Consider the following 22,669-nt stretch of genomic DNA (forward strand, 5'->3'; position numbering starts at 1 on the left):
GACCTGATCCATCTCCCCAGGTGTCACACACCATCAACGCGCCAACCGGCAGCAAGACACGCCACCGGCGAGTACACCTGACCAAGCCCTACTAGCACGCCGTACCGGCTCAGACCGAGGTGCGCTGGAACTGCTGGTTCGCCCCCAGCCCGCAGCGCGCCCCCACCGACAACGACCACGGCTGGCACCAGCGCGACGCCGCCTACTGGAAGGACCGCGGGCTGCACCGGCTGCGGCACCGCACCGTCTCCGTCACCCCTGACGCCCAGGGCCTGACCGTCGTCGTCCGCAGCGCCGCTGCCGCGGGCAACTCCGGCTACATCACCACCCACCGCTGGGACAGCGACGGTGACAGCCTGCGCCTGCGGGTACACGCCGAACCCGTCGGCCACTGGCCGGAGCGCGGTGACGACTTCCGGGACACCATGGCGGACCCGGCGCTCCCGCCGGAGGAGTACCAGGAGTTGCTGCGCAGGAACGGCTCACGCTCACTGGCCCGCATCGGACTCGACTGGGAGCTTCCCACCGACCGGTCCCAGGTGGAGTGGTTCGGCACGGGCCCGGGCGAGGCCTACCCCGACTCGCGACAGGCGGTTCGCGTCGGACGGTTCCGCGCGAGCGTGGAGGAGTTGCAGACGCCGTACGTCCGCCCCCAGGAGAACGGCAACCGTGCGGACACCCGCTGGGCCACCCTCACCGACGGGGCCGGGAGCGGGCTGCACGTCCTCGGCGAGGAGCCGTTCCACCTCGCCGCGCGCCGCTGGACCGACCAGCAGCTCGACGCCGCCCGGCACCACAGCGATCTCGTCCCGGGCCCTGTGATCCACCTCCACACCGACCACGCCGTCCAGGGCCTCGGCAGCGCCGCCGTGGGTCCCGGTGTCCTGCCTCAGCACCGGCTCGAACTCGGGCCGGTGGACTTCGCGTTCGTCCTGACGCTCCTTCAGCAGGACTGACAGCGCCGAACGCGCGTGCACGGCATCGGTGTTCCAGCGGATGCGCGGGCCGGGCGTACGCCTCACCGGAGGCGGCCGCCCGGCCCCGTCGAGAAGGCGGCCCCTAGACTCGCCGGAATGAACACCGCGATCCCCACCGAAGCCGACCTCACCCGCCTGGTCGAGGTGTTGCTGGCCACCTCCGATTCCGCCGGCCGTGACCGGGCCGGGTGGGAGCGGCTCGCCCGCGACGCCTTCACCGCCGAACGCCCGGACGAGCAGCCCGACCACTGGTGGCTGGCGGTCCCGGGCACCACGTACGAGGCCGCCTTCGAGGTGCTGGGCCTGCACGACCGGATCCCGGTGACGGTGCGGTACGGGCAGGAGGCCCAGCAGGAGGACACCAAGTACGCGCCGGGCGCTGTACACCGGGTGTTCGTCACCCCGGAGTACGCGGGCTGGCGGCTGATCTACGCCAACGAGCCGCTGGGGACGACCACTTGGGGTCCGTACGAGGTGATCGAGCGGCTCAGCAAGGCGTGCGGCCGGGCCCAGGTGTACTACCAGGACCCGTTCGCCGACGCGGTGATCTGGGCAGCGGCCGAGGAGGGCGAGGTGATCCGGGGCTACTGGCGCCACGAGGACTCCGAGTGGACCGGCACGCCGCTGCCCTGGGAGACCGTGCTGACCGAGGCGGACTTCGCGGACGACCCGGACGAGTACGAGGAGTACGCCGAGGACCCGGGCCGGGCGGAGACCACCGACGTCAACACCGCCGCCGCACACCTGTCGGTGGACCCGGCCGCGATCGACGCCGACACCCCCGTCCGGGGCCACGGCTGGCTCGCCCTGACGGCGGCCGGCGCCGGCCACGACGGCTTCGACGAGTACCCGGAGCTCTGAACCCACCTGCCCGCAGGCCTGTCGGCGAGGGCCGGCCGACCTGCGGGCAGGCGTGAACACTCCGCAGGGCGCGCTCAGTTGAGCTTGGTGAGCGTCCAGCCCTGCGGGGAGCCGCCGTTGACGGTCCATTGGATGACCGTGGCGCCCTCGGCGGTGGAGTTGCCGTTGTCCAGGGGTCGCGCTTGACCCGCTCGTCCTGGCCGACCGCCCCTCCCCGGCGGCTTTCGTCACCTCCGGGGAGGTGTCACTCCTGCTTCTCGCCGGAGGCGAACCGGGAGATGATCAGCGCGACGATGATGATCGCGCCGTTGAGGAACTGGTTCCACAGCGGCGGCACGCCCGCCAGGGTCATGACGTTGACGACCAGTTGGAGGGTGAGCACACCGGTCAGGGCGCCGAACAGGGTGCCGCGGCCGCCGTTGAGGCTCACGCCGCCGATGACGGTGGCGGCGAAGACCTGGAAGATCCAGCCGTTGCCCTGGTCGGCGGAGATGGAGCCGTAGTGGCCGGTGTAGAGGATGCCGGCGAAGGCCGCGAGCAGGCTGCCGATGATCAGCACCACCCAGCTGATCCGGTCGACCCGGATGCCCGCGGCGCGGGCGGCCTCGGCGTTGCCGCCGATCGCGTAGAGGGCGCGGCCGTGGCGCAGCCAGGCGAGGGCGCTGCCACCCGCGAGGAAGAGCAGGGCGCAGATCCAGATCGCGGCGGGGACGCCGAGCCAGCTGGTGCGGCCGAGGTAGGTGAAGGAGCTCGGCAGGTTGATGATCGACTGGCCCTGGGAGATGGCGACCTGAAGACCCCTCAGCAGGGTGAGCATGCCGAGGGTGACGATGAAGCCGTTGAGGCGCAGCTTGAGGATCAGGAAGCCGTTGACCGCACCGATCAGCGCGCCGATCAGCAGGCAGAGCGGGAAGGCCGTCCACTCGGGGAGGAGGCCGAGGCCCAGGAAGCGCGCGCCGTGGTCGGGCAGCACCAGCCAGACGGCGATCACCGGGGCGACGCCGATCGTGGACTCCAGCGAGAGGTCCATCCGGGCGGCGATCAGGATCAGCGCCTCGGCCAGCACCAGCAGGCTCAGCTCGGTGGCCTGCTGGCCTACGCCGAGCAGGTTGTCGGAGGTGAGGAAGGCGGGCGAGACGATGAACCCGATGAGGCCCAGCACCAGCAGGACCGGGACGAGCGAGAGGTCGCGGTAGCGGGCGAGCTGGAAGCGGCTCCCGCCGGGGGCGGCCACGGTCGCGGCGCCCGTGGCGAGCTCGGTGGTGTCAGACATGGGTTTCCTTCGGGTCGCTCGGGCCGGCCATGCCCTCCATGGCCGAGACCAGTTCTTCGTCGCTCCAGCCGTGGCCGAACTCGGCGACCACCCGGCCGTGGAACATGGCCAGCACGCGATCGCAGACCCGCAGGTCGTCGAGTTCGTCGGAGACGATCAGCGCGCTCTTGCCGGCGTCGGCGACCTGGCGGACGGTGCCGAGCAGGGCCTCCTTGGACTTGACGTCCACGCCGTTGGTGGGACGGATCGCGACCAGGACGTGCGGCTCGGTGGCCAGCGCCCGGGCGATCACCACCTTCTGCTGGTTGCCGCCGGAGAGCGCGGCGACCGGGGTCGAGGCGCCGGGCGTCTTGATGTCGAGGTCGGCGATCATCCGCTCGGCGAAGACCCGGGTGCGCGACGGCAGCACCGTGCCGAACGGGCCGAGCTGGTCGGTGACGGTCAGGGTGGCGTTCTCGGCCACGCTGCGCTGCGGGATGATGCCCTGGATGTGCCGGTCCTCGGGGACGAAGCCGATCCCGGCGGCCAGCGCGGCGGGGACCTGGCCGGTGCGCACGGGCCGTCCGGCGACGGTGATGGTGCCGGCCTGCGGGCGGTGCAGTCCGGCGATGGTCTCGCCGAGCCGGACGTTGCCGCTGGCGGCCGCTCCGGCCAGGCCGACCACCTCGCCGGGGCGGGCGGTGAGCGCGAAGTCCTGGTAGTGGCCGGCCAGGCTGAGCCCGGAGACCTCCAACAGCGCTTCGCCCTCGGCCTGTTGACGGCCGGTCACCGACCAGGTGGGCTCGCTGCCCCGCGAGCGCTCGCCGGTCATCGCCTCCACCAGCGCCTGCTGGTCGAGTTCGGCCACCGGGGCGGTGGTGATGTGCCGGGCGTCCCGGTAGACGGTGACGGTGTCGCAGAGGTCGTAGACCTCCTGGAGGTGGTGCGAGATGAACAGGAAGGCGACGCCCTGCCGCTGGAGCTCGCGCAGCTTGTCGAAGAGCTTCTCGATGCCGCGGGCGTCCAGCCTGGCGGTCGGCTCGTCGAGGATGATGAACCGGGCGCCGAAGGACAGGGCGCGGGCGATCTCGACGAACTGCCGTTGCTCGACGCTCAGTTGACCGGCCCGCACGGAGGGGTCCACGTCGACGCCGTACTCGGCGAGCAACTCGCCCGCCCGGTGGCGCAGTTGCTTCCAGCTGATCGGGCGCAGCGCGCCGGAGCTCTGCCGGTCCAAGAAGAGGTTCTCGGCGACGGTGAGCGCCGGGATGATGGTGGAGCGCTGGTAGACGCAGGCCACCCGGGAGCGCCAGGCGTCGGTGTCGCCGGGGGCGGGGGCGGGCTCGCCGTTGAAGCGCAGGGTGCCGGTGTCGGCGGTCTGCAGGCCGGTCAGGATCGAGACGAGGGTGGACTTGCCCGCGCCGTTGCGCCCGACCAGGGCGTGCGACTCGCCGGGGGCGACCGAGATGCGGGCGTCGGCGAGGGCGACGGTGGCGCCGAAGCGCTTGCTGATCCCGTCGGCCTCGACGACGGGGCCCCGGGCGGGGCTGGGATCCGCCATGGCGGGTGTCCTTTCCAGGTGGTCCCGTGAACGGCGGCCCCAAAGGGTGGGCCGCCGTTCACGGAGAAGGGGGCTACTTGCCGACGTTGTTGCCCCAGAGGGTCTTGTCGTCGACGTTGTCCTTGGTGACCACGGGGGCGGGGAGTTGGTCCTCCAGGCCGTTGGGCAGCTGGATGATGGTCGACTGGTGGTCGGTGGCGCCGGGCTGGAAGGTCTTGCCCTCGGCGGCGGCCTGGGCGTAGTAGAGGGCGTACTTGGCGTAGAGGTCGGCGGGCTGGGAGACGGTGGCGTCGATGTCGCCCTTGCGGATGGCGTCGAACTCCTGGGGGATGCCGTCGTTGGAGACGATGGCGATGTGGCCGGGCTGGCCGGCGGGCTTGAGCAGGCCCTTCTGGGTGAGCAGGGCGAGGGTGGGCTGCAGGAAGGCGCCGCCGGCCTGCATGTAGATGCCGCCCAGGTCGGGGTTGGCGGCCAGGGTGGACTGGAGCTTGGCCGAGGCCACGTCGCCCTTCCAGTCGGTGGCCAGCTCGATGACCTGGATGCCGGGGAACTTGTCCTTCATGCAGGAGGCGAAGGCCTCGGAGCGGTCACGGCCGTTGATGGAGCTGAGCGAGCCCTGGAGTTCGGCGACCTTGCCCTTGCCGTCGAGCTGCTTGCCGAGGACCTCGCAGGCCTTGGTGCCGTAGGCCTTGTTGTCGGCGCGCACCACCATGTAGACGTTGCCGGTGTCGGGGCGGGTGTCGACGCTGACGACGGGGATCTTCTTGGCGGCGAGCTGGTCGAGGGTGGAGGCGATGGCGCCGGTGTCCTGAGGGGCCATCACGACGGCCTTGGCGCCGGTGTTCTGGAAGACCTGGACGTTGGCGACCAGCTTGGTGACGTCGTTCTGGGAGTTGCTGACCGGCAGGGTGTTCAGGCCCTGGGCGGAGGCGCCCTGCTTGATGTACTGGGCGTAGGAGTTCCAGAAGTCGGAGTCCGCACGCGGCAGGTCGACGCCGATCGCCGGCTTGCCGCCGCCGGCCGCGCCGGTGGGCGAGTCGCTGCCCCGGTTGCAGGCGGTGGCGAGCCCCGCCAGGACGACCACGGCGGCGGCCGTGGCCGCGATTCTGGAAGAGCGAGCCTTCATGATGCCGATCTCCTTGGCTGAGCAGGAAGGTTGGGCGGAGCCGGCCACCCTCAAACCCTCACTCCTGAGGGGGCGGCCCCTGACACGCGGCGCTGAGCGGATGACCCAACAGCCCTCGCCGCGACTCCCGCAGTCATCGGATGGCTTGCGGTAACGAGGACGATACGAGCAGGACACTTTGACTGACAAGAGGAAACCTCGGACGAATCTCAACCGTGATCCGGAGGGCGTGATACCGCTTTTCTCGGCCCCTGCCTAGCCCCTTGAACTGGGTAAATCCTGAACCCCACAGCAGTTCGGGCAAATCGCTCACCCGCCACCCGGCACACCCCGAGACATCGGAGGACTTCTTGCAAAGAGCGATCGCCGCTCTTATGGTCGGGGCACCACAGATTCATCCGATGTTCCAAGGGAGACGGCGACATGAAGCTGCTGCGGATCGGTGCGCCCGGCGAGGAAGTCCCGGCAGTGCTCGACCAGGACGGGCACACCTACGCGCTCTCGGCGCTGACCAGCGACATCGACGGCGCCTTCCTCGCCGCCGACGGCCCGGCCCGGGTGCGGGCGGCGCTGGCGGCCGGGGAGCTCCCGCTGCTCGACCCGGCCGGCCTGCGGGTCGGCCCGCCGGTGGCCCGGCCCGGCAAGGTGGTGTGCATCGGACTCAACTACCGCGACCACGCCGAGGAGACCGGCGCCGCCGTGCCCACCCGTCCGGTGGTGTTCATGAAGGACCCGGCCACCGTGGTCGGCCCTTACGACGAGGTGCTGATCCCGCGCGGCTCGGTCAGGACCGACTGGGAGGTGGAGCTCGCGGTGGTGATCGGCCGTCAGGCCCGCTACCTGGACTCGCCGGAGCAGGCCCCGGCCCACATCGCGGGCTTCGCGATCAGCAACGACGTCTCCGAGCGCGAGTTCCAGCTCGACTACTCCGCCCAGTGGGACCTCGGCAAGTCCTGCGAGACCTTCAACCCGCTGGGCCCCTGGCTGGTCACCCCCGAGGAGCTGGGCGACGTCCAGCAGCTCGGCCTGCAGCTGGCCGTCAACGGGGAGACCCGGCAGCACGGCAGCACCAAGAACATGATCTTCGAGGTCGGCTACCTGGTCTGGTACCTGAGCCAGTACATGGTGCTCAACCCCGGTGACGTGATCAACACCGGCACCCCCGCCGGCGTGGCCCTCGGACTGCCCGGCACCCCCTACCTGCGCTCCGGCGACACCGTCGAGCTGACCGTCGACGGCCTCGGCACCCAGCGCCAGACCTTCGCCAACGCCTGAAAGGCACCCCCGTGTCCGTTACCACTGCGCGGATCACCGCGGTCGACACCTACGACATCCGCTTCCCCACCTCGCGGGAGCTGGACGGGTCCGACGCCATGAACCCCGACCCCGACTACTCGGCCGCCTACCTCGTCCTGCGCACCTCCACGGGCGGCCACGAGGGCCACGGCTTCACCTTCACCATCGGGCGCGGCAACGACGTGCAGGTCGCCGCCATCGACGCGTTGGCCGACCACGTCATCGGACGTTCCGTCACCGACCTGTGCGACGACCCCGGTTCGCTCTACCGCGACCTGATCGGCGACAGCCAGCTGCGCTGGCTCGGCCCCGAGAAGGGCGTGATGCACATGGCGATCGGCGCCGTGGTCAACGCCGTCTGGGACCTGGCCGCCAAGCGCGAGGGCAAGCCCCTGTGGCAGCTGCTCGCCGACGCCGACCCGGGCTGGCTGGTCTCCCAGGTGGACTTCCGCTACATCGCGGACGCGCTGACCCCCGAGGACGCGCTGGAGCTGCTCACCAAGGGCAAGACCGGCGCCGCCGGCCGGGCCACCGAGCTGCTGCGCCGCGGCTACCCGGCCTACACCACCTCGCCCGGCTGGCTCGGCTACTCCGACGAGAAGCTCACCCGCCTGGCCAAGCAGGCCGTCGAGGACGGCTTCACCCAGATCAAGCTGAAGGTCGGCGCCGACCTGGAGGACGACATCCGCCGCTGCCGCGCCGCCCGCGCCGCCGTCGGCCCGGACATCCGGATGGCGATCGACGCCAACCAGCGCTGGAACGTCGCCGAGGCGATCGAGTGGACCAAGGCGCTCGGCGAGTTCGACCCGTACTGGATCGAGGAGCCCACCAGCCCCGACGACATCCTCGGCCACGCCACCATCCGACGGGGCGTCAGCCCGGTCAAGGTGGCCACCGGCGAGCACGTACAGAACCGGATCGTCTTCAAGCAGCTGCTCCAGGCCGGCGCCATCGACGTCCTCCAGCTGGACTCGGCCCGGGTGGCCGGCGTCAACGAGAACCTCGCCATCCTGCTGCTGGCCGCCAAGTTCGGCGTCCCGGTCTGCCCGCACGCCGGCGGCGTCGGCCTGTGCGAGCTGGTCCAGCACCTGTCGATGTTCGACTACGTCGCGCTCACCGGCACGTTCGAGGACCGGGTCATCGAGTACGTCGACCACCTGCACCAGCACTTCCACGACCCGGTGGTCATCGAGCAGGGTCACTACAAGGCTCCCCGCGCGGCGGGTTTCTCCGCCACCATGCACCGGGCGAGCATCGACACCTACCGCTACCCCGACGGCGCGTTCTGGGCAGCAGACCTCAAGGAGCCTTCATGACCCCCGAGTTCGAGGGCCTCACCGCCCTGGTCACCGGCGGCGCCTCCGGCATCGGGCTGGCCACCGCGCGGCTCTTCGCCGAGCGGGGCGCGAACGTGGCCGTGCTGGACCTGGACCCCTCCGGGGTGCCCGCCCCGCTGCACGGCTTCACCGCGGACGTCTCCGACGACCTGTCCGTGCGCACCGCCGTCGCGGCGGTGGCCGAGGGGTTCGGCGGGATCGACGTCGTGGTCAACAACGCGGGCATCGGCGCCGTGGGCAGCGTCGAGGACAACGACGACGCACTGTGGGCGAGGGTGCTGGACGTCAACGTGCTCGGCATGGTCCGGGTCAGCCGGGCCGCCCTCCCTCACCTGCGCAAGTCCTCGAACGCGGCGATCGTCAACCTGGGCTCGATCGCCACCACCGCGGGCCTCCCGCAGCGGGCGCTGTATTCGGCCTCCAAGGGCGCGGTGCTCTCGCTCAGCCTGGCGATGGCGGCCGACCACGTCCGCGAGGGCATCCGGGTCAACTGCGTCAACCCCGGCACCGCCGACACCCCGTGGGTGGCCCGGCTGCTGGACGGCGCCGCCGACCCGATGGCGGAGCGGGCCGCGCTGAACGCCCGTCAGCCGATCGGCCGGCTGGTCACCCCCGAGGAGGTGGCCGCGGCGATCGTCTACCTGGCCTCCCCGGCCGCGGCGGCCGTCACCGGCTCCGTGCTGGCCGTCGACGGCGGCGTGCAGGGCCTGCGCCTGCGGCCGGAGCCGTCCCGGTGAGGGCGCGTCAGCTCGGGCACAGCCAGGTCCGGGTGAGCGGACTGGCCTTCGGGGCGGCGGGGATCGGCAACCTCTTCACCCCGGTGAGCGAGGAGCAGGCAGCCGACGCCGTCCGGGCCGCCTGGGGGGCGGGGGTGCGGTACTTCGACACCGCCCCGCACTACGGCCTGGGCCTGTCCGAGCGCCGCCTGGGCGCGGTGCTGCGCGAGCAGCCCCGGGACGGCTACGTGATCTCCACCAAGGTCGGCCGGCTGCTGGAGCCGGCCGCGGGTGACGGGGACGACCTGGCCAACGGCTTCGCGGCGCCCGCCACCCACCGCCGGGTCTGGGACTTCTCCGCCGCCGGGGTGCGCCGCTCGGTCGAGGACAGCCTGGAGCGGCTGGGGACCGACCGGATCGACATCGCCTACCTGCACGACCCGGACGACCACGCCGAGCAGGCCCTCACCGAGGCCTACCCCGAGCTCGAACGCCTGCGCGCCGAGGGCGTGTTGGGCGTGATCGGGATCGGGATGAACCAGTCCGCGCTGCCCGCCCGGTTCGTCCGCGAGACCGACATCGACGCCGTCCTGCTGGCCGGCCGCTACAGCCTGCTCGACCAGGACGGGCTCACCGAGCTGCTGCCGCTGGCCGAGCGGCGGGGCGTCAGCGTGGTCATCGGCGGGGTCTTCAACTCCGGGCTGCTGGCCGACCCCCGGCCCGGCGCCACCTTCGACTACGCCGCCGCCCCCGACGCGTTGCTGGCCCGCGCCCTGGACCTCAAGGCCGTCTGCGAGCGGCACGGCGTCCCGCTGCGGGCCGCCGCCCTGCGCTTCCCGTTCGGCCACCCGGCCGTGGCGAGCGTCCTGGTCGGCACCCGCAGCGCCGCCGAGGCCGAGGACGCCGCGCTGATGCTCCGCCACCCCGTCCCGGACGCGCTCTGGGACGAGCTGAGGGAACGGGGCATGCTGGCCCCCGAGATCCCCACCCCGAAGGAGGCGGGCTGATGCGCGTCGCGCTGTTCATCACCTGTTTCAACGACACCCTCTACCCCGGCACCGGCCGGGCCGTGGTCGAGGTGCTGGAGCGGCTCGGCCACCAGGTCGACTTCCCGCAGGAGCAGACCTGCTGCGGGCAGATGCACTTCAACACCGGCTACCGCCCGGACGCCGTACCGCTGGTGGCCCGCTTCGCCCGGACCTTCGCCGACTACGACGCGGTGGTCACCCCGTCCGCGTCCTGCGCCGGGATGGTCCGCGAGAACCACCCGCGCCTCGCCGCCGAGTACGGCCACACCGACCTCCAGCAGCAGGTCACCGAACTCGCCCCGAAGGTCCACGAGTTCACCGAGTTCCTGACCGACGTGCTGGGCGTCACCGACGTCGGCGCCCGCTACCCGCACAAGGTCGCGTACCACCCGACCTGCCACTCGCTGCGCGGCCTGCGGCTCGGGGACCGCCCCGAGCGCCTGCTGCGCGCGGTGAAGGACCTGGAGCTGGCCGACCTGGCCGGCTCCGACCAGTGCTGCGGCTTCGGCGGCACCTTCGCCGTGAAGAACGCCGACACCTCCGCCGCGATGCTCGCCGACAAGAACGCCGCGGTGCTGGCCAGCGGGGCCGAGGTGCTCTGCGCGGCCGACAACTCCTGCCTGATGCACATCGGCGGCGGCCTCTCCCGCCAGGGCGCGCCGGTGCGTACCGTACACCTGGCCGAGATCCTCGCCGCGACCGACGGAGGTACCCCGTGAGCGACCGTGGAGTGGTCTGGCTCGGCTCCCCGGCCTTCCCCGAGGCCGCGCGCGCGGCCCTGGCCGACACCCAGCTGCGGGCCAACCTCAAACGCGCCACCACCACCATCCGCGACAAGCGCCTCGCGGTCGCCGCCGAGCTGGACGACTGGGAGCAGCTGCGCGACGCCGCGGCCGCGATCAAGCGGCGGACGGCCCGTCACCTGGAGCGCTACCTGCTCCAGTTGGAGGAGTCCGTGACGGCGGCGGGCGGCACCGTGCACTGGGCCTCCGACGCCGCGGACGCCAACCGCATCGTCGCGGATCTGGTGAAGGCCACCGGCGAGCGTGAGGTGGTCAAGATCAAGTCGATGGCCACCCAGGAGATCGGCCTCAACGAGCACCTGGAGGCCGAGGGCATCCGGGCCTACGAGACCGATCTCGCCGAGCTGATCGTGCAGTTGGGCGACGACCGGCCCTCGCACATCCTGGTGCCGGCCATCCACAAGAACCGTACCGAGGTCCGCGACCTGTTCGCGGCCGAGATGGGCCACTGGGGCCGGCCGGCCCCCGAGGGCCTGACCGACGAGCCGCGCGCGCTGGCCGAGGCGGCCCGGCTGCACCTGCGGCAGAAGTTCCTCACCGCCAAGGTGGCCGTCTCCGGCGCCAACTTCGCCTGCGCCGACACCGGCACGGTGGTCGTGGTGGAGTCCGAGGGCAACGGCCGGATGTGCCTGACCCTGCCCGAGACCCTGATCACCGTGATGGGCATCGAGAAGGTGGTGCCCAGCTGGTCCGACCTGGAGGTCTTCCTCCAGCTGCTGCCGCGCTCCTCCACCGGCGAGCGGATGAACCCCTACACCTCCACCTGGACCGGCACCACCGACGGTGACGGCCCGTCAGCCTTCCACCTGGTGCTGCTCGACAACGGCCGCACCGACACCCTGGCCGACCAGGTCGGCCGCCAGGTGCTCGGCTGCATCCGCTGCTCGGCCTGCCTCAACGTCTGCCCGGTCTTCGAGCGCACCGGCGGCCACGCCTACGGCTCGGTCTACCCCGGGCCGATCGGCGCGGTGCTCACCCCGCAGCTGGTCGGCATCGGCAGTGACACGAAAAGCGGGGCCGCCTCGCTGCCGTTCGCCTCCACCCTGTGCGGGGCCTGCTACGACGCCTGCCCCGTGAAGATCGACATCCCCGAGGTGCTGGTCCACCTGCGCGCCGAGGCCGTCGAATCCAAGGGGCTGACGGCCGAGTCGCTGGCCATGAAGGCCGCCGCCAAGGTCTTCGACTCCCCCCGCCTGCTCGGCGCCGCCCAGAAGGCCACCTCCCTCGGCGGCCGCGCCCTCGCCCGCAACGGCAGGATCGGCCGCCTGCCCGGCCCGCTGGCCGGCTGGACCGACGCCCGCGACACCGCCGCACCCCCGGCGGAGTCCTTCCGCACCTGGTGGCGCAAGAACAGGGAGAACCAGTGACCAGCCGCGACGCCGTCCTCCGCCGCATCCGTGCCGCGCTCGCCGACGTACCCGCCGACGAGACGCCCGAGGACGTCCCCGTCCCCCGCGACTACCGCCGCGGCCACGCGGACGGGGACCTGGTCGGCCTCTTCGCCGAACGGGTCGCCGACTACCGGGCCGAGGTCACCCGCACCGACCGGGCCGGGCTGCCCGGGGTGATCGCCGCCCTGCTCACCGGGCACGGCGCCACCCGGCTCGCGCTGCCCGCGGGTTTCCCCGAGGAGCTTCTCCCGCAAGGGAGTTGGGAGTGGCACCGCGAGCCGCTGGACGTCCCCGGCCTGGACGGGCTGGACGGCGCCGTCACCCTGGCCGCCGTCGGCATCGCCGTCACCGGCACCATCGTGCTGGACGCCGGCCCCGGCCAGGGGCGCCGCGCCCTCACCCTGGTCCCGGACCACCACCTCTGCGTGGTCCGCGCCGAGCAGATCGTGGACGACGTCCCCGACGCGCTGTCACGGCTCGACCCCGCCCGCCCGCTCACCTTCGTCTCCGGCCCCTCCGCCACCAGCGACATCGAACTCGACCGGGTGGAGGGCGTCCACGGCCCCCGCACCCTCCAGGTCGTCATCGTCGAGACGTCCTGAGCCGCGCGGTGGCTATGCTGCACGGGTCAGCACCAGGGAGGTAGCACGTGCCGGTCACCGACGAGGCGATCGAGAAGATCAAGGAAATGATCGTCAGCGGTGAGCTGCGCCCCGGCGCACGCCTGCCGAAGGAGGCCGACCTCGCCGAGCGGCTCGGCTTGTCGCGCAACTCGCTGCGCGAGGCCGTGAAGGCGCTCTCGCTGATCCGGGTGCTGGACGTGCGCCAGGGCGACGGCACCTACGTCACCAGCCTGGAGCCCAACCTGCTGATGGAGGCGCTGGGCTTCGTCGTCGACTTCCACCAGGACGACACGGTGCTGCAGTTCCTGGAGGTCCGCCGGATCCTGGAGCCCGCCGCCTCGGCGATGGCCGCCCGGGTGATGTCCGACGAGGACATCACCGCCCTGCGCGAGGTCGTGGAGGACCTGCGCGACGACGCCTCCCTGGAGGAGGTCGTCGCCAACGACCTCGAGTTCCACCGGGCGATCGCACTCGGCTCCGGCAACAGCGTGCTCTGCTCCCTGATCGACGGCCTGTCAGGCCCCACCACCCGGGCCCGGATCTGGCGCGGCGCCACCGAGGAGGGCGCGGTCGCCCGCACCCGCGAGCAGCACCGCGCCATCGTCGACGCCATCGCCCGCCGCAGCCCCGAACTCGCGCACTCCTGGGCGACGGTCCACGTGGCCGGCGTCGAGCAGTGGCTCCGCGACCGCCTCGGCGCCGCCGGCTCCGCCCTCGGCTGAGCCCCCGTCAGCAGCGGTGCCGGGCTCGTGTCGCAGGGGCCTGCTATCACGGTGTGCATGACCTTGGAGCCGGCAGGTGCGTACGGTGAGGGCGAAGCGCTGTTCGACGAGGGGCGCGTGGCCCTGGCCGAAGGCCGCGCGGACGCGGAGCAGTTGTTCGAGCGCGCCGCCGCGGCGGCGGGGCCCGAGCTGCGGTGGCGGATCGTCGAGGCCTTCGTGGACGAGTTCGACGGGCCCCGGGCGACCGAGTGGCTGCGCCGTGCCGTCGAGTCGCCGGGCGTGCCGGGAGGGATCGAGGTGGATCCGGGCACACTGCCGGTCGTCGTCCGGTACGGAGACCCGGAGTACCAGAACTGGGAGATCGCGGTCAGGTGCTCGGACGAGGGCCGGACGGCGGTGCTGGCCGCCCTGACCGCGGCCGACCCGCGGCTGATGCGGGTCACCCACGACGGCCGCGAGGTGTCGCACGCGGAGCTGTACGCCGAGCTCACGGCGGGGATCAACACCTACACCCCGAACTACGCGGCGGTGGAGGCGGAGCCGGTGCCGCGGATCTGGCTGGACTGCAAGGACTCCATCTCCCCCTACATGACCCGCACCATGATCGGCGTGGTCATCCAGGAGCTGGAGTCCGCCGGCGTGCGGCGGGCCGTGCTGCACACGACCTGACACCGGTCATTCACGTGACGAAGTCCTCCCGGAATCGCGAAGCCTCAACACGTTCGTGGGGGACCCGTACCGGCGCCCTGATGGAACGTCACCGGTCAGGAGCGTCCGGGGTGGCGAACAGGCTCTGGAGGGTCTGGGCCGCCAGGTTGAGGAGCCAGGTGTGGGCGGGGTCGTCGTCGTAGCGCTGGTGCCAGAGCAGGTAGAGAGGGACGGGCGGCAGTTCGAACGGCAGCGGCAGCATCGTCAGGCCCAGTTGGTCGCGGGCGGAGCGGGTGACCGCTTCGGGGAGGGTGACCACGACGTCGGTGTCGCGGGCCAGTTGGAGTGCGGTGTCCGTCGCAGGGGCGGCGACGATGACACGGCGCTCGTGGCCCAGGGCGGCGACGACTTCGTCGACCCGGTCGCGCAGCTCCCCGCGCCGGGAGACGGTCACGTGATCGGCGGCCGCGTACCGCGCGACGGTCAGCGGCCCTTCGGTGAGCGGGTGTCCCGCCCGGAGGGCGAGGACGATCCGGTCCTGGCCGATGAGGCGGTGACGGATGTCGGGTTGGGGCGGCGGTCCGGCGCTGGAGGCCACGTCGACTTCGCCGCGACGCAGCTCAGGGCTGTCGTGGCCGGGCTCGACCGTGAGGCGTATCTTCACCTTCGGGGCCTGGCGGTGTACCGCGGCGACGAGGGCGCTCCCGCAAGCGGTGGTGAGGGCGTCGTGCAGGCGAACGGTGAACACCCGCTCCAGCCCGGCCAGGTCGAGGTCCGTGCGCGGGGACAGCAGTTGGTGGGCTTGCTGGACCAGGACGTGAACCTCCGTGCGCATGGCCAGGGCGCGAGGGGTGGGCGTCATGTGGCGTCCGGTGCGCACCAGGATCTGGTCACCGGTGGCCTTGCGGATGCGGCCCAGCGATCGGCTCATCGCCGGCGCGGTGACGTGGAGCCGGTCCGCGGCTCCGGCCACGCTGCCCTCTTCCAGCAGCGCGTCCAGGGCCGTGAGCAGGTTCAGATCCAGTTGCATTCCAGTCACTATAGGAGTGACGAACATGCACTTGGCACTGCTGGTGATCTTGGCCTTCGGCCACCGGTGAGCATGATGGTGCGTCAGTCTCGCGCTTGCGCATGGTCCGTAGGACTGACAAGGAGCGCGAGATGCCTGCGGCCCTGTCCGGGTGCCGATGTTCCGGCACTGACCGCGTGGACGGCGCGGGCGCGCAATCCTGGTGGCGGGACGGCGATGTGAGCGTGCGACCGTCTTGCTATCGGCCAGTCCAACCGCAACGCGGCGAAGGCGGTGCGATTGCCGGATCGATTTCCGAGGTGGTAGCGGGCCGACTGGCGTACGCCGGTGACGGTCCGTCAAGAGCACACGGGGGCAGTCGGTACGGCAAGACGGATCTGGCGGCAGGTCACCCCACGTATAGTGCAGGCGTTTTGGGGAACTGATCACCAACTCACCGAGGAGCCCGTCGCATGGAGCCCGTCACGCTGATCACCGGTGGATCGACCGGCATCGGTGCTGCCACCGCCCGTACCCTCCTCGGGCAGGGCCACCGCGTGGCGGTGACCGGGCGTGACGCGGGGAAGCTGGCCGACTTCGCCGCCTCCGCCCGGGCGGGTGAGCGGCTGCTGACGATCGCCGGCGACGCCGCCGAGGCGGAGGACGTCGCCGGTACCGTGCAGCGGGTGGTCGAGGCGTGGGGCCGGCTGGACAACGTCATCGCCAATGCCGGGTTCTCGCTGCCCGGAAACCTGGAGAGCCACGCCCCCGAAGACATGCGGGCCATGGTTCTCACCAACGTTCTGGGCCCGGCCCTGCTGGTGCGGGAGACCCTGCCGCGGTTGAGGGAGTCCCAGGGCCGGATCGTGTTCGTCGGCTCCGTGGCCGGGGTGCGCAACACTCCCGGGAACCTGTACTCGGTCACCAAGTGGGCCGTCCACGCGCTGGCCGAGAACACCCGGCTGCTGGTCGGCAAGGACCGGGTCGGCGTGACCGTCGTCGCCCCCGGGGTGGTGGACACGGCGTTCTGGGCCGAGCGCGGCGGCACCCCGGAGGAGGCGATGACCCCCGATCAGATCGCGGCCACGATCGCCTTCGTGCTCGACCAGCCTGCGGGCGTGGACATCAACCAGATCGTCATGCGGCCGACCGGGCAGCTCGGCTGACACGCGAGCGGCGAACCCCCGGTGCCCCGCTGACGGTCGTGGTTCAGCGGGGCACCGCCGGGCTCAGCCGGTGGGCGAGGTGAACACCCGGACGTCCCAGGCGCCGAACGACAGCTCTCCCCCCGCCGGGACGGCGGTGCCGGACAACGCGTCGGTCAGGGCTGCGGGGGCCTGGATGCTGACGGGCTGCCAGCTCCAGTTGTGGACCACGTGGACGCGGCGGCCGTCGCGGGCGGTACCGCTGGTGGCGGTGACGGTCTCGGGGAGGGAGGTCCAGCCGCTGCGCGGGGTGGGCGTGAGCCAGGTGGCGAGGGAGCGGGCCATCGCACGGTCCGGCACGGTGCCGACGTAGGTGATGCGGCCGGCGCCGTGGGGGCGGGTGGTGACGGCGGGCCAGCGGCCGAAGTGCGGGTGCTCGTACGAGGCGAGGACGGTGGCGTCGGTGACGGTGAGGCCGTCCACCCAGCGGGTGGCGGTGGTGCCCTCGGGGAGGGTCAGGCCGCTGCCGGGGACGGCGCGGACCGGAAGCCCGGCGGTCAGGTTGCTGAACTCCTCGTAGGAGACCCCGGCCGCGGCGGTCAGCCGGGCCGGGGCGGGCTCGTGGCGGGCCCGGGCCTCCTGGTCGGCGTAGCCGGTGCGCGGGCCGAGCACCAGGTGGCCGCCGGCCTCGGCGTAGGCGGCGAACCAGTCGAGCAGCGAGTCCTCGGCCAGGTAGAGCCCGGGGACGACCAGGACGGGGTGCAGCCGCGCCGCCTCCGACGGGGAGAGACCGTCCCGTTCGCCACGCGCGTCGTGCAGCTGCCGGGCGTGCAGGATGCGCACCTGGCGGCCGGCCTCGAAGGCGCCACGGTAGAAGGGGTCGAAGAGCCGCTGGTACGAGCCGTGGTCGGCGCTGCCGTCGGCGTGCATCAGCGGCGGATACTTCTGCATCAGCCACTTGCTAGGCATCGAGTACACCACCGCGATGTCCGCGTCCGGCTCGATCCCGGCGACCAGGGAGCCCGCCGTCTCGAACTCCGCGCCCAGCCGGGCGACTTCGGCAAACATCCGGCCGGGCCGGCCGCTGTGCGGGAGCACGCCGCCCCAGTAGGTCTCGGCGCCGAAGTGCAGGGTGTGCCAGTGCCAGTACTCGATCATCGCCGCGCCGCGCGAGACCAGCGCCCAGGCCGCCTGCCGCCACTGGCCGTCGTAGGCGGGGCGGGTGTCCTCGGTGCCGCCGATCGCCTGCGCGTTGGTCTCGGTGATCAGGAACGGTTCCTGCTTGGAGGAGAAGGTCCGGTCGGCGTCCCGGTACAGCGCCCAGACGCCGGTGGTCCTCCAGCCCTGCTCCAGGTCGTCGGAGGCCGGGTCGGGCAGGGTCAGGGCGTCCTGCATGTCGTAGTACGGATTGCCCGCGGTGACGTCGAGGGCGTCGGTGATCTCGTCGTCCTCGAGCGCGACGTGGTTGTAGTGCAGGCAGGTGGTGACGAACTGCCCGGGGCGGGCGTACTCGCGCACCAGGTCGGCCTGCCAAGCGATGAACTCGCTGGTCTGCCGCGCCTGGAAGGCCCGCCAGGCGACGTCGTACTGCGGCTGGGCGTTGCCGTCGGGCGTCCACAGGTCGGCCCAGGTGGTCAGCCGGTGGGACCAGTAGACCAGGCCCCACTCCTTGTTGAGGGTCTCCACGTCGCCGTACTTCTGCCGCAGCTCGTCGACGAAGCGCTCGAACACGCCCCGGTTGTGCGGCAGCCGGGCGCCCGGCTCGTTGTCCACCTGGTAGCCGATCACCGCCGGGTGGTCGGCGTAGCGGGCGACGATCTTCCGCACCACCCGCTCGGCGTGGAAGCGGAAGGCCGGGTGGCTGAAGTCCACCTCCTGCCGGGCGCCCCAACGGCCGGTCTGGCCGGTGGAGTTCTCGGCGCCGATCTCGGGGTACTGGCGGGCCAGCCACGGCGGCACGGCGTAGGTCGGGGTGCCGAGCACGACCGAGATGCCGCGCTGGTGGGCCCCGTCCAGGACGGGCTGCAGCCAGTCCAGGTCGAAGCGGCCGCTCGTAGGCTCCCAGGTGGACCAGACCGACTCGCCGACCCGGATGACGGTGAACTTCGCCGCCGCCATCAGGTCGAGGTCTTCCTTCAGCCGGTCGTAGGGCTGGTACTCGTGGTAGTAGGCGGCGCCGAACAGGACGCGCGGGGGCAGAACGGACATGTGGGGACCTCGGGTAGTGACGGGGTTCCGGCCGGCGGGGGTGCCGGGGCCGGAACGCGGATCGACGGAGCTTCGAACGGGCGAGCCGGTCACGGTGGTGCATCGCCTCGCCCTCTACCGGCTCTACCCGGGGTTGCTGCTGGTGATCGAGTGCGGTCCGCGCGGATTCGACGGCGATCACCGGCGGTTCCGTCGGTTGTCCAGCTGGACGAAGACCCGGTGCAGCCGGCGGTCACGGCTGTCGTAGGTGGCCGAACTCCCGCCTACGTCCTGCCGTGTTGCCATGGTGAAGCTCCCGGAGTGCGGCCATGCGGAATCGAGACGGTACGCCGAGCTGTACGCGCTACAGGCGCGCGGCTACCGGTGATCCGGGCCGGGCACCTGACGTCGGGTCAGCGGCGGACGGCGGCGGAGGCGCCGGACATCAGGGCCTCGACCTCCGCGCGGGTGGCCATCGAGACGTCGCCGGGGGTGGTCATGGCCAGGGCGCCGTGGGCCGTGCCGTAGCCGAGGGCGTACCGGAGGCCGGCGGTGGTGAGCGGGCCCGGGGCCGCGGCGACGCCCAACTCCCAGCACTTGGCGACCACTTCGGCGTCGAAACCCGGTGAGACCACGAATCGCGCCCCGGCCTCCACCGCCCGCTCGGCCTGCTCGGGGGTGAGGACGGTCCCGGCGCCGACGGTCAGCCCGCCGTGTGCGGCCATCGCCTTGAGCGCCCGCTCGGCGCCCGGGGTGCGGAAGGTGACCTCCGCGCACCGGGCGCCGCCCTCCGCCAGCGCGTCGGCCAGCGGAGCGGCGGCAGCCGGGTCGGGGACGACCAGCACCGGCATCAGCCGTGCGCCGTCCAGGACTTCGGCGAGGTCGGTGGTCATCGGCCGAGCCATCCACCGTCGACGGGAAGGACGGTGCCGTGGATGTAGGCGGCGGCGTCAGAGGCCAGGAACACGGTGGCGCCGGCCAGGTCGTCCGCGGCGCCCCAGCGGCTGGCCGGGATGCGGTCCAGGATCGCCCGGCTGCGGACCGGGTCGTCCTGGAGCGCCTGGGTGTTGTCGGTGGCGATGTAGCCGGGGGCGATCGCGTTGACGTTGACCCCGCGCCCGGCCCACTCGTTGGCGAGCGCCTTGGTCAGGCCCGCGACGCCGTGCTTGGCGGCGGTGTAGCCGGGCACGGTGATGCCGCCCTGGCAGCTGAGCAGCGAGGCAGTGAAGATGATCTTCCCCCGGCCGCGCGCCACCATCGCTGCGCCGACCGCCCGCGACAGCGCGAACTGCGCGCCGAGGTTGACCTGGAGCACCAAGTCCCAGTCCTCGTCGGGGTGTTCGGCGGCCGGGGCGCGCCGGATGGTGCCCGCGTTGTTGACCAGGATGTCCACCGGGCGCTCCCGCCCGGCCAGGTCGGCGCCCAGGGCGCGGACCGCCTCGCGGTCGGCGAAGTCGGTGCGGATCGCCTCGAAGGTGCGGCCCGCGGCCAGCACGTCCTTCTCCACCTCGCTGCCGGACTCCTCCAGCGAGGCGCTGACGCCGATCACGTCCGCCCCGGCCTGGGCCAGGGCTCGGGCCATCGCCCGGCCGATGCCGCGCCGGGCACCGGTCACCACGGCCAGACGGCCCGTCAGGTCGAAGGGGGTGCTCATGCGGTGGCTCCCTCGGTCTCGTCGGTGCAGTTCACCAGGATCTTCATCACGTCGCCGCCGCCCTCGAGCGCCTCGAAGGCCGCCGGAGCGTCGGTGAGCGGCACCACCTTGCTGATCAGCCGGTCCGCCGGGACGGTGCCGTCCGCGATCAGCTCGACCGCCCGCTCGAAGTCGCCACGGTCGTACAACCGGGCGCCCACCAGGGTGAGTTCGCGCCAGAAGAAGCGGTGCAGGTTCACCTCGCGCGGGCGCGGGTGGATCGCCACCAGGCAGAGCCGGCCGCGCACCCCGAGCGACTCGACCGCCGCGGCCACCCCGGCGGCCGCACCGGAGACCTCGAAGGCCACGTCCGCGCCCGCGCCGCCGGTCCACTCCCAGGCCAGCGCCGGCACGTCCTGGGTGGCCGGGTCCCAGGTGACCAGGCCCGACTCCTCCGCCAGCAGGCGGCGGTGGGTGCTGAGCTCGGCCACCCGCACCTCGGCGCCGACCGCCTTGGCGACCAGCGCGATCAGGATGCCGACCGGACCGCCGCCGACCACGACGACCTTCTCGCCGGCGCGCACCTCGGCACGGCCAACGTCGTGCACCGCGACCGCCGTGGGCTCCACCAGCGCGGCGTGCTCCAGCGGCACCGAGCCGGGCAGGCGCACCAGCGTCGAGGCGGGCACCGTCCAGCGCTGCTGCATCGCACCGGGCGAGTCGATGCCGATGAAGTCCAGGTTCTGGCAGACGTGCTGGTGACCGGCCAGGCAGGCCGGGCAGGTGCCGTCCCAGCGCAGCGGCATCACCGTGACGGCGTCGCCGGGCTGCCAGCCCTCGACACCCGCGCCGACCCGGACGACCCGGCCGGACATCTCGTGCCCGATCACCGCGGGCGTCTTGACCCGGGCGTCCATGTCGCCGTGGAAGATGTGCAGGTCGGTCCCGCAGATACCGACGAAGGCCGGGGCCAGCTCGACCTCGCCCGGCCCGGGCGTGGTGGTCTCCACCTCGGCCTGGTCCAGCTTGCGGGCCGCCGTGTAACGGACAGCTAGTGACATGGCGTCAGAGTCCTTTCCCGGTGACGGGGGGAAGTCGGTAGAAGGAGGTGGCGGTGCCGGCCAGCAGGGCCTGGAGGTCGGCGGCGGACCAGCCGGTGAGCAGCTCGTCCACGGCCTCGGCCCAGCGGTTCCAGCCGCCCGCCAGGTTGGCGACCGGCCAGTCCGAGCCGAACATCAGCCGCTCGGGGCCGAAGGCGGCCAGCAGCACGTCCCAGACCGGGCGAAGGTCGTCGATGGTCCAGGCGCGGTGGTCGGCCTCGGTGATCAGGCCCGACACCTTGCACACCACCTGGGGGTGGTGGGCCAGCTGCCGGATCCAGCGCTCCCAGTCCGCGAGCCGGCCACCGGCGATGTCCGGCTTGCCCGCGTGGTCGAGCACCTGGGGCAGCTCGGGGAAGCGCTCGGCCAGCCGGACGGCCTGGTCGAGCTGGTGGCTGCGGACCAGGACGTCGTAGCCGAGCCCTCGGGCCTGAAGCGCCGTCAACCCGCGCTCCACGTCCGGGCGTTGCAGCCAGGCCGGGTCGCTCTCGCCCTGCACCAGATGGCGCAGCGAGCGCAGGTGGCTGCCGCCCGGCCCGGCCAGCAGCCGGTCGAGGGCGTCGCCGATGCCCGGGGAGGTCAGGTCGGCCCAGCCGACCACGGCCGCGACCAGCGGCTCCCGCTCGGCGAGTGCGAGCAGGTCCTCGGTCTCGGGCTGGCCCGGGATGCACTGCACCACCACGGTGCTGCCGAGCCGCCGGCCCGCGATCGGGTGGGTGCCGGTGGCGCGCAGGTCCTCAGGGGTGAACGTACGGCGGATCGACGCCACGCCGGGGTCGTCCAGCCAGGGCTGGGGACGGTGGACGAGGTCCCACACGTGGTGATGGGCGTCGACGAGCAGGGCGGAGGTGGTCACGGGGGCATCCAAGTCGGCTGGGGCGCTGGTCAGTCGGTGGTGGGCTCGCTCAGGTGCCAGACCTCGGGGAGTTCGGTCCACTGGCGGGAGTCGCCCCGGTCCGGCCAGGGCTCCTGGCAGGGGTCGGTGTGGGTCCACCACTCCTGGGTGACCGGGTCGGCCTCGATCGAGGCCATGTCCGCCTCGAAGTCCTCGCCGTGGTACTCGAGGTAGGCGAACAGCACCTCGCCGTGCAGGAAGATGCTGTAGTTGCGGATGTTCGCCCGCAGCAGCGCGGCCTCGACCCCGGGCCAGACGGCGGAGTGCAGTTCTAGGTACCGCTCCCGGTACTCGGGCCGGAGCCGGATGGTCTGGGCCATGCGCTTCATGGTGGTTCCTTCGGGCGGATCAGCCGCATC

22 protein-coding genes are annotated in these 22,669 nt (G+C 72.3%); 12 read left to right on the forward strand and 10 right to left on the reverse strand.

Annotated features, from left to right (window positions below; translation table 11 throughout):
- Positions 1–119 precede the first annotated feature (119 nt).
- Positions 120–956: a beta-galactosidase small subunit gene (locus ACZ6ZR_RS26215; protein WP_465646233.1), complete on the forward strand. Its 837-nt coding sequence runs from the start codon at positions 120–122 to the stop codon at positions 954–956.
- 117 nt (positions 957–1,073) lie between these two features.
- Positions 1,074–1,838 carry a hypothetical protein gene (locus tag ACZ6ZR_RS26220; protein WP_465646235.1) on the forward strand — a complete coding sequence of 255 codons (765 nt, stop codon included), beginning with the start codon at positions 1,074–1,076 and terminating at the stop codon, positions 1,836–1,838.
- A gap of 244 nt (positions 1,839–2,082) precedes the next feature.
- Here ACZ6ZR_RS26220 and ACZ6ZR_RS26225 read toward each other — a convergent pair whose 3' ends face one another.
- From ACZ6ZR_RS26225 to ACZ6ZR_RS26235, 3 genes are all read right to left on the reverse strand, one after another.
- Positions 2,083–3,111, reverse strand: a complete 1,029-nt coding sequence (locus tag ACZ6ZR_RS26225; protein WP_465646237.1) for an ABC transporter permease — start codon at positions 3,109–3,111, stop codon at positions 2,083–2,085.
- A complete protein-coding gene (locus tag ACZ6ZR_RS26230) occupies positions 3,104–4,651 on the reverse strand; it encodes a sugar ABC transporter ATP-binding protein (protein WP_465646239.1) in 1,548 nt (515 codons plus the stop codon). Before ACZ6ZR_RS26230 ends, ACZ6ZR_RS26225 begins: the two co-directional genes overlap by 8 nt.
- 73 nt (positions 4,652–4,724) lie before the next feature.
- Positions 4,725–5,777: a sugar ABC transporter substrate-binding protein gene (locus ACZ6ZR_RS26235; RefSeq protein WP_465646241.1), complete on the reverse strand. Its 1,053-nt coding sequence runs from the start codon at positions 5,775–5,777 to the stop codon at positions 4,725–4,727.
- Between the two features lie 423 nt (positions 5,778–6,200).
- Between ACZ6ZR_RS26235 and ACZ6ZR_RS26240 the strand changes: the two genes are divergently transcribed.
- The 9 genes from ACZ6ZR_RS26240 to ACZ6ZR_RS26280 are packed head-to-tail and all read left to right on the forward strand — an operon-like array spanning position 6,201 to position 14,362.
- A complete protein-coding gene (locus ACZ6ZR_RS26240) occupies positions 6,201–7,052 on the forward strand; it encodes a fumarylacetoacetate hydrolase family protein (protein WP_465646243.1) in 852 nt (283 codons plus the stop codon).
- 11 nt (positions 7,053–7,063) lie between these two features.
- A complete protein-coding gene (locus tag ACZ6ZR_RS26245) occupies positions 7,064–8,389 on the forward strand; it encodes an enolase C-terminal domain-like protein (RefSeq protein ID WP_465646245.1) in 1,326 nt (441 codons plus the stop codon).
- A complete protein-coding gene (locus tag ACZ6ZR_RS26250; RefSeq protein WP_465646247.1) occupies positions 8,386–9,147 on the forward strand; it encodes an SDR family NAD(P)-dependent oxidoreductase in 762 nt (253 codons plus the stop codon). Before ACZ6ZR_RS26245 ends, ACZ6ZR_RS26250 begins: the two co-directional genes overlap by 4 nt.
- Entirely contained in the window at positions 9,144–10,133 is a 990-nt protein-coding gene (locus ACZ6ZR_RS26255) for an aldo/keto reductase (RefSeq protein ID WP_465646249.1), read from the forward strand. The genes ACZ6ZR_RS26250 and ACZ6ZR_RS26255 overlap by 4 nt, the downstream gene beginning before the upstream one ends.
- Positions 10,133–10,873 (forward strand): (Fe-S)-binding protein, encoded by a 741-nt coding sequence (locus tag ACZ6ZR_RS26260; protein ID WP_465646251.1) that lies wholly within the window; start codon positions 10,133–10,135, stop codon positions 10,871–10,873. Before ACZ6ZR_RS26255 ends, ACZ6ZR_RS26260 begins: the two co-directional genes overlap by 1 nt.
- Positions 10,870–12,324: a lactate utilization protein B gene (locus ACZ6ZR_RS26265; RefSeq protein ID WP_465646253.1), complete on the forward strand. Its 1,455-nt coding sequence runs from the start codon at positions 10,870–10,872 to the stop codon at positions 12,322–12,324. Before ACZ6ZR_RS26260 ends, ACZ6ZR_RS26265 begins: the two co-directional genes overlap by 4 nt.
- Positions 12,321–12,950, forward strand: a complete 630-nt coding sequence (locus tag ACZ6ZR_RS26270; protein WP_465646255.1) for a LutC/YkgG family protein — start codon at positions 12,321–12,323, stop codon at positions 12,948–12,950. Before ACZ6ZR_RS26265 ends, ACZ6ZR_RS26270 begins: the two co-directional genes overlap by 4 nt.
- 47 nt (positions 12,951–12,997) lie before the next feature.
- Positions 12,998–13,693, forward strand: a complete 696-nt coding sequence (locus ACZ6ZR_RS26275) for a FadR/GntR family transcriptional regulator (RefSeq protein WP_465646257.1) — start codon at positions 12,998–13,000, stop codon at positions 13,691–13,693.
- A gap of 57 nt (positions 13,694–13,750) precedes the next feature.
- The gene (locus ACZ6ZR_RS26280) at positions 13,751–14,362 is read left to right on the forward strand and encodes a hypothetical protein (RefSeq protein ID WP_465646259.1); all 612 of its coding nucleotides are present in this window, start codon (positions 13,751–13,753) and stop codon (positions 14,360–14,362) included.
- An 88-nt stretch (positions 14,363–14,450) separates the two neighbouring features.
- Here the strand turns inward: ACZ6ZR_RS26280 and ACZ6ZR_RS26285 are convergent, their stop codons facing one another.
- Positions 14,451–15,371, reverse strand: a complete 921-nt coding sequence (locus tag ACZ6ZR_RS26285; protein WP_465646261.1) for a LysR family transcriptional regulator — start codon at positions 15,369–15,371, stop codon at positions 14,451–14,453.
- 452 nt (positions 15,372–15,823) lie between these two features.
- On the opposite strand from ACZ6ZR_RS26285, the gene ACZ6ZR_RS26290 reads away from it, so the two are divergent.
- On the forward strand, positions 15,824–16,516 hold the full coding sequence (locus ACZ6ZR_RS26290) for an SDR family oxidoreductase (protein ID WP_465646263.1): 693 nt from the start codon (positions 15,824–15,826) through the stop codon (positions 16,514–16,516).
- 63 nt (positions 16,517–16,579) lie between these two features.
- Here the strand turns inward: ACZ6ZR_RS26290 and ACZ6ZR_RS26295 are convergent, their stop codons facing one another.
- From ACZ6ZR_RS26295 to ACZ6ZR_RS26320, 6 genes are all read right to left on the reverse strand, one after another.
- Positions 16,580–18,703, reverse strand: a complete 2,124-nt coding sequence (locus ACZ6ZR_RS26295; RefSeq protein WP_465646265.1) for a beta-galactosidase — start codon at positions 18,701–18,703, stop codon at positions 16,580–16,582.
- Positions 18,704–19,095: 392 nt separating this feature from the next.
- Complete coding sequence (locus ACZ6ZR_RS26300; protein ID WP_465646267.1) at positions 19,096–19,575, reverse strand: hypothetical protein; 480 nt, start codon at positions 19,573–19,575, stop codon at positions 19,096–19,098.
- Positions 19,572–20,336: an SDR family oxidoreductase gene (locus ACZ6ZR_RS26305; protein ID WP_465646269.1), complete on the reverse strand. Its 765-nt coding sequence runs from the start codon at positions 20,334–20,336 to the stop codon at positions 19,572–19,574. Before ACZ6ZR_RS26305 ends, ACZ6ZR_RS26300 begins: the two co-directional genes overlap by 4 nt.
- Positions 20,333–21,376 carry a zinc-dependent alcohol dehydrogenase gene (locus ACZ6ZR_RS26310; protein WP_465646271.1) on the reverse strand — a complete coding sequence of 348 codons (1,044 nt, stop codon included), beginning with the start codon at positions 21,374–21,376 and terminating at the stop codon, positions 20,333–20,335. The genes ACZ6ZR_RS26305 and ACZ6ZR_RS26310 overlap by 4 nt, the downstream gene beginning before the upstream one ends.
- A 4-nt stretch (positions 21,377–21,380) precedes the next feature.
- The gene (locus ACZ6ZR_RS26315) at positions 21,381–22,271 is read right to left on the reverse strand and encodes an amidohydrolase family protein (RefSeq protein WP_465646273.1); all 891 of its coding nucleotides are present in this window, start codon (positions 22,269–22,271) and stop codon (positions 21,381–21,383) included.
- 29 nt (positions 22,272–22,300) lie between these two features.
- The gene (locus tag ACZ6ZR_RS26320; protein WP_465646275.1) at positions 22,301–22,639 is read right to left on the reverse strand and encodes an L-rhamnose mutarotase; all 339 of its coding nucleotides are present in this window, start codon (positions 22,637–22,639) and stop codon (positions 22,301–22,303) included.
- Positions 22,640–22,669 lie beyond the last annotated feature (30 nt).

Source organism: Kitasatospora sp. NPDC088742 (assembly GCF_055584905.1).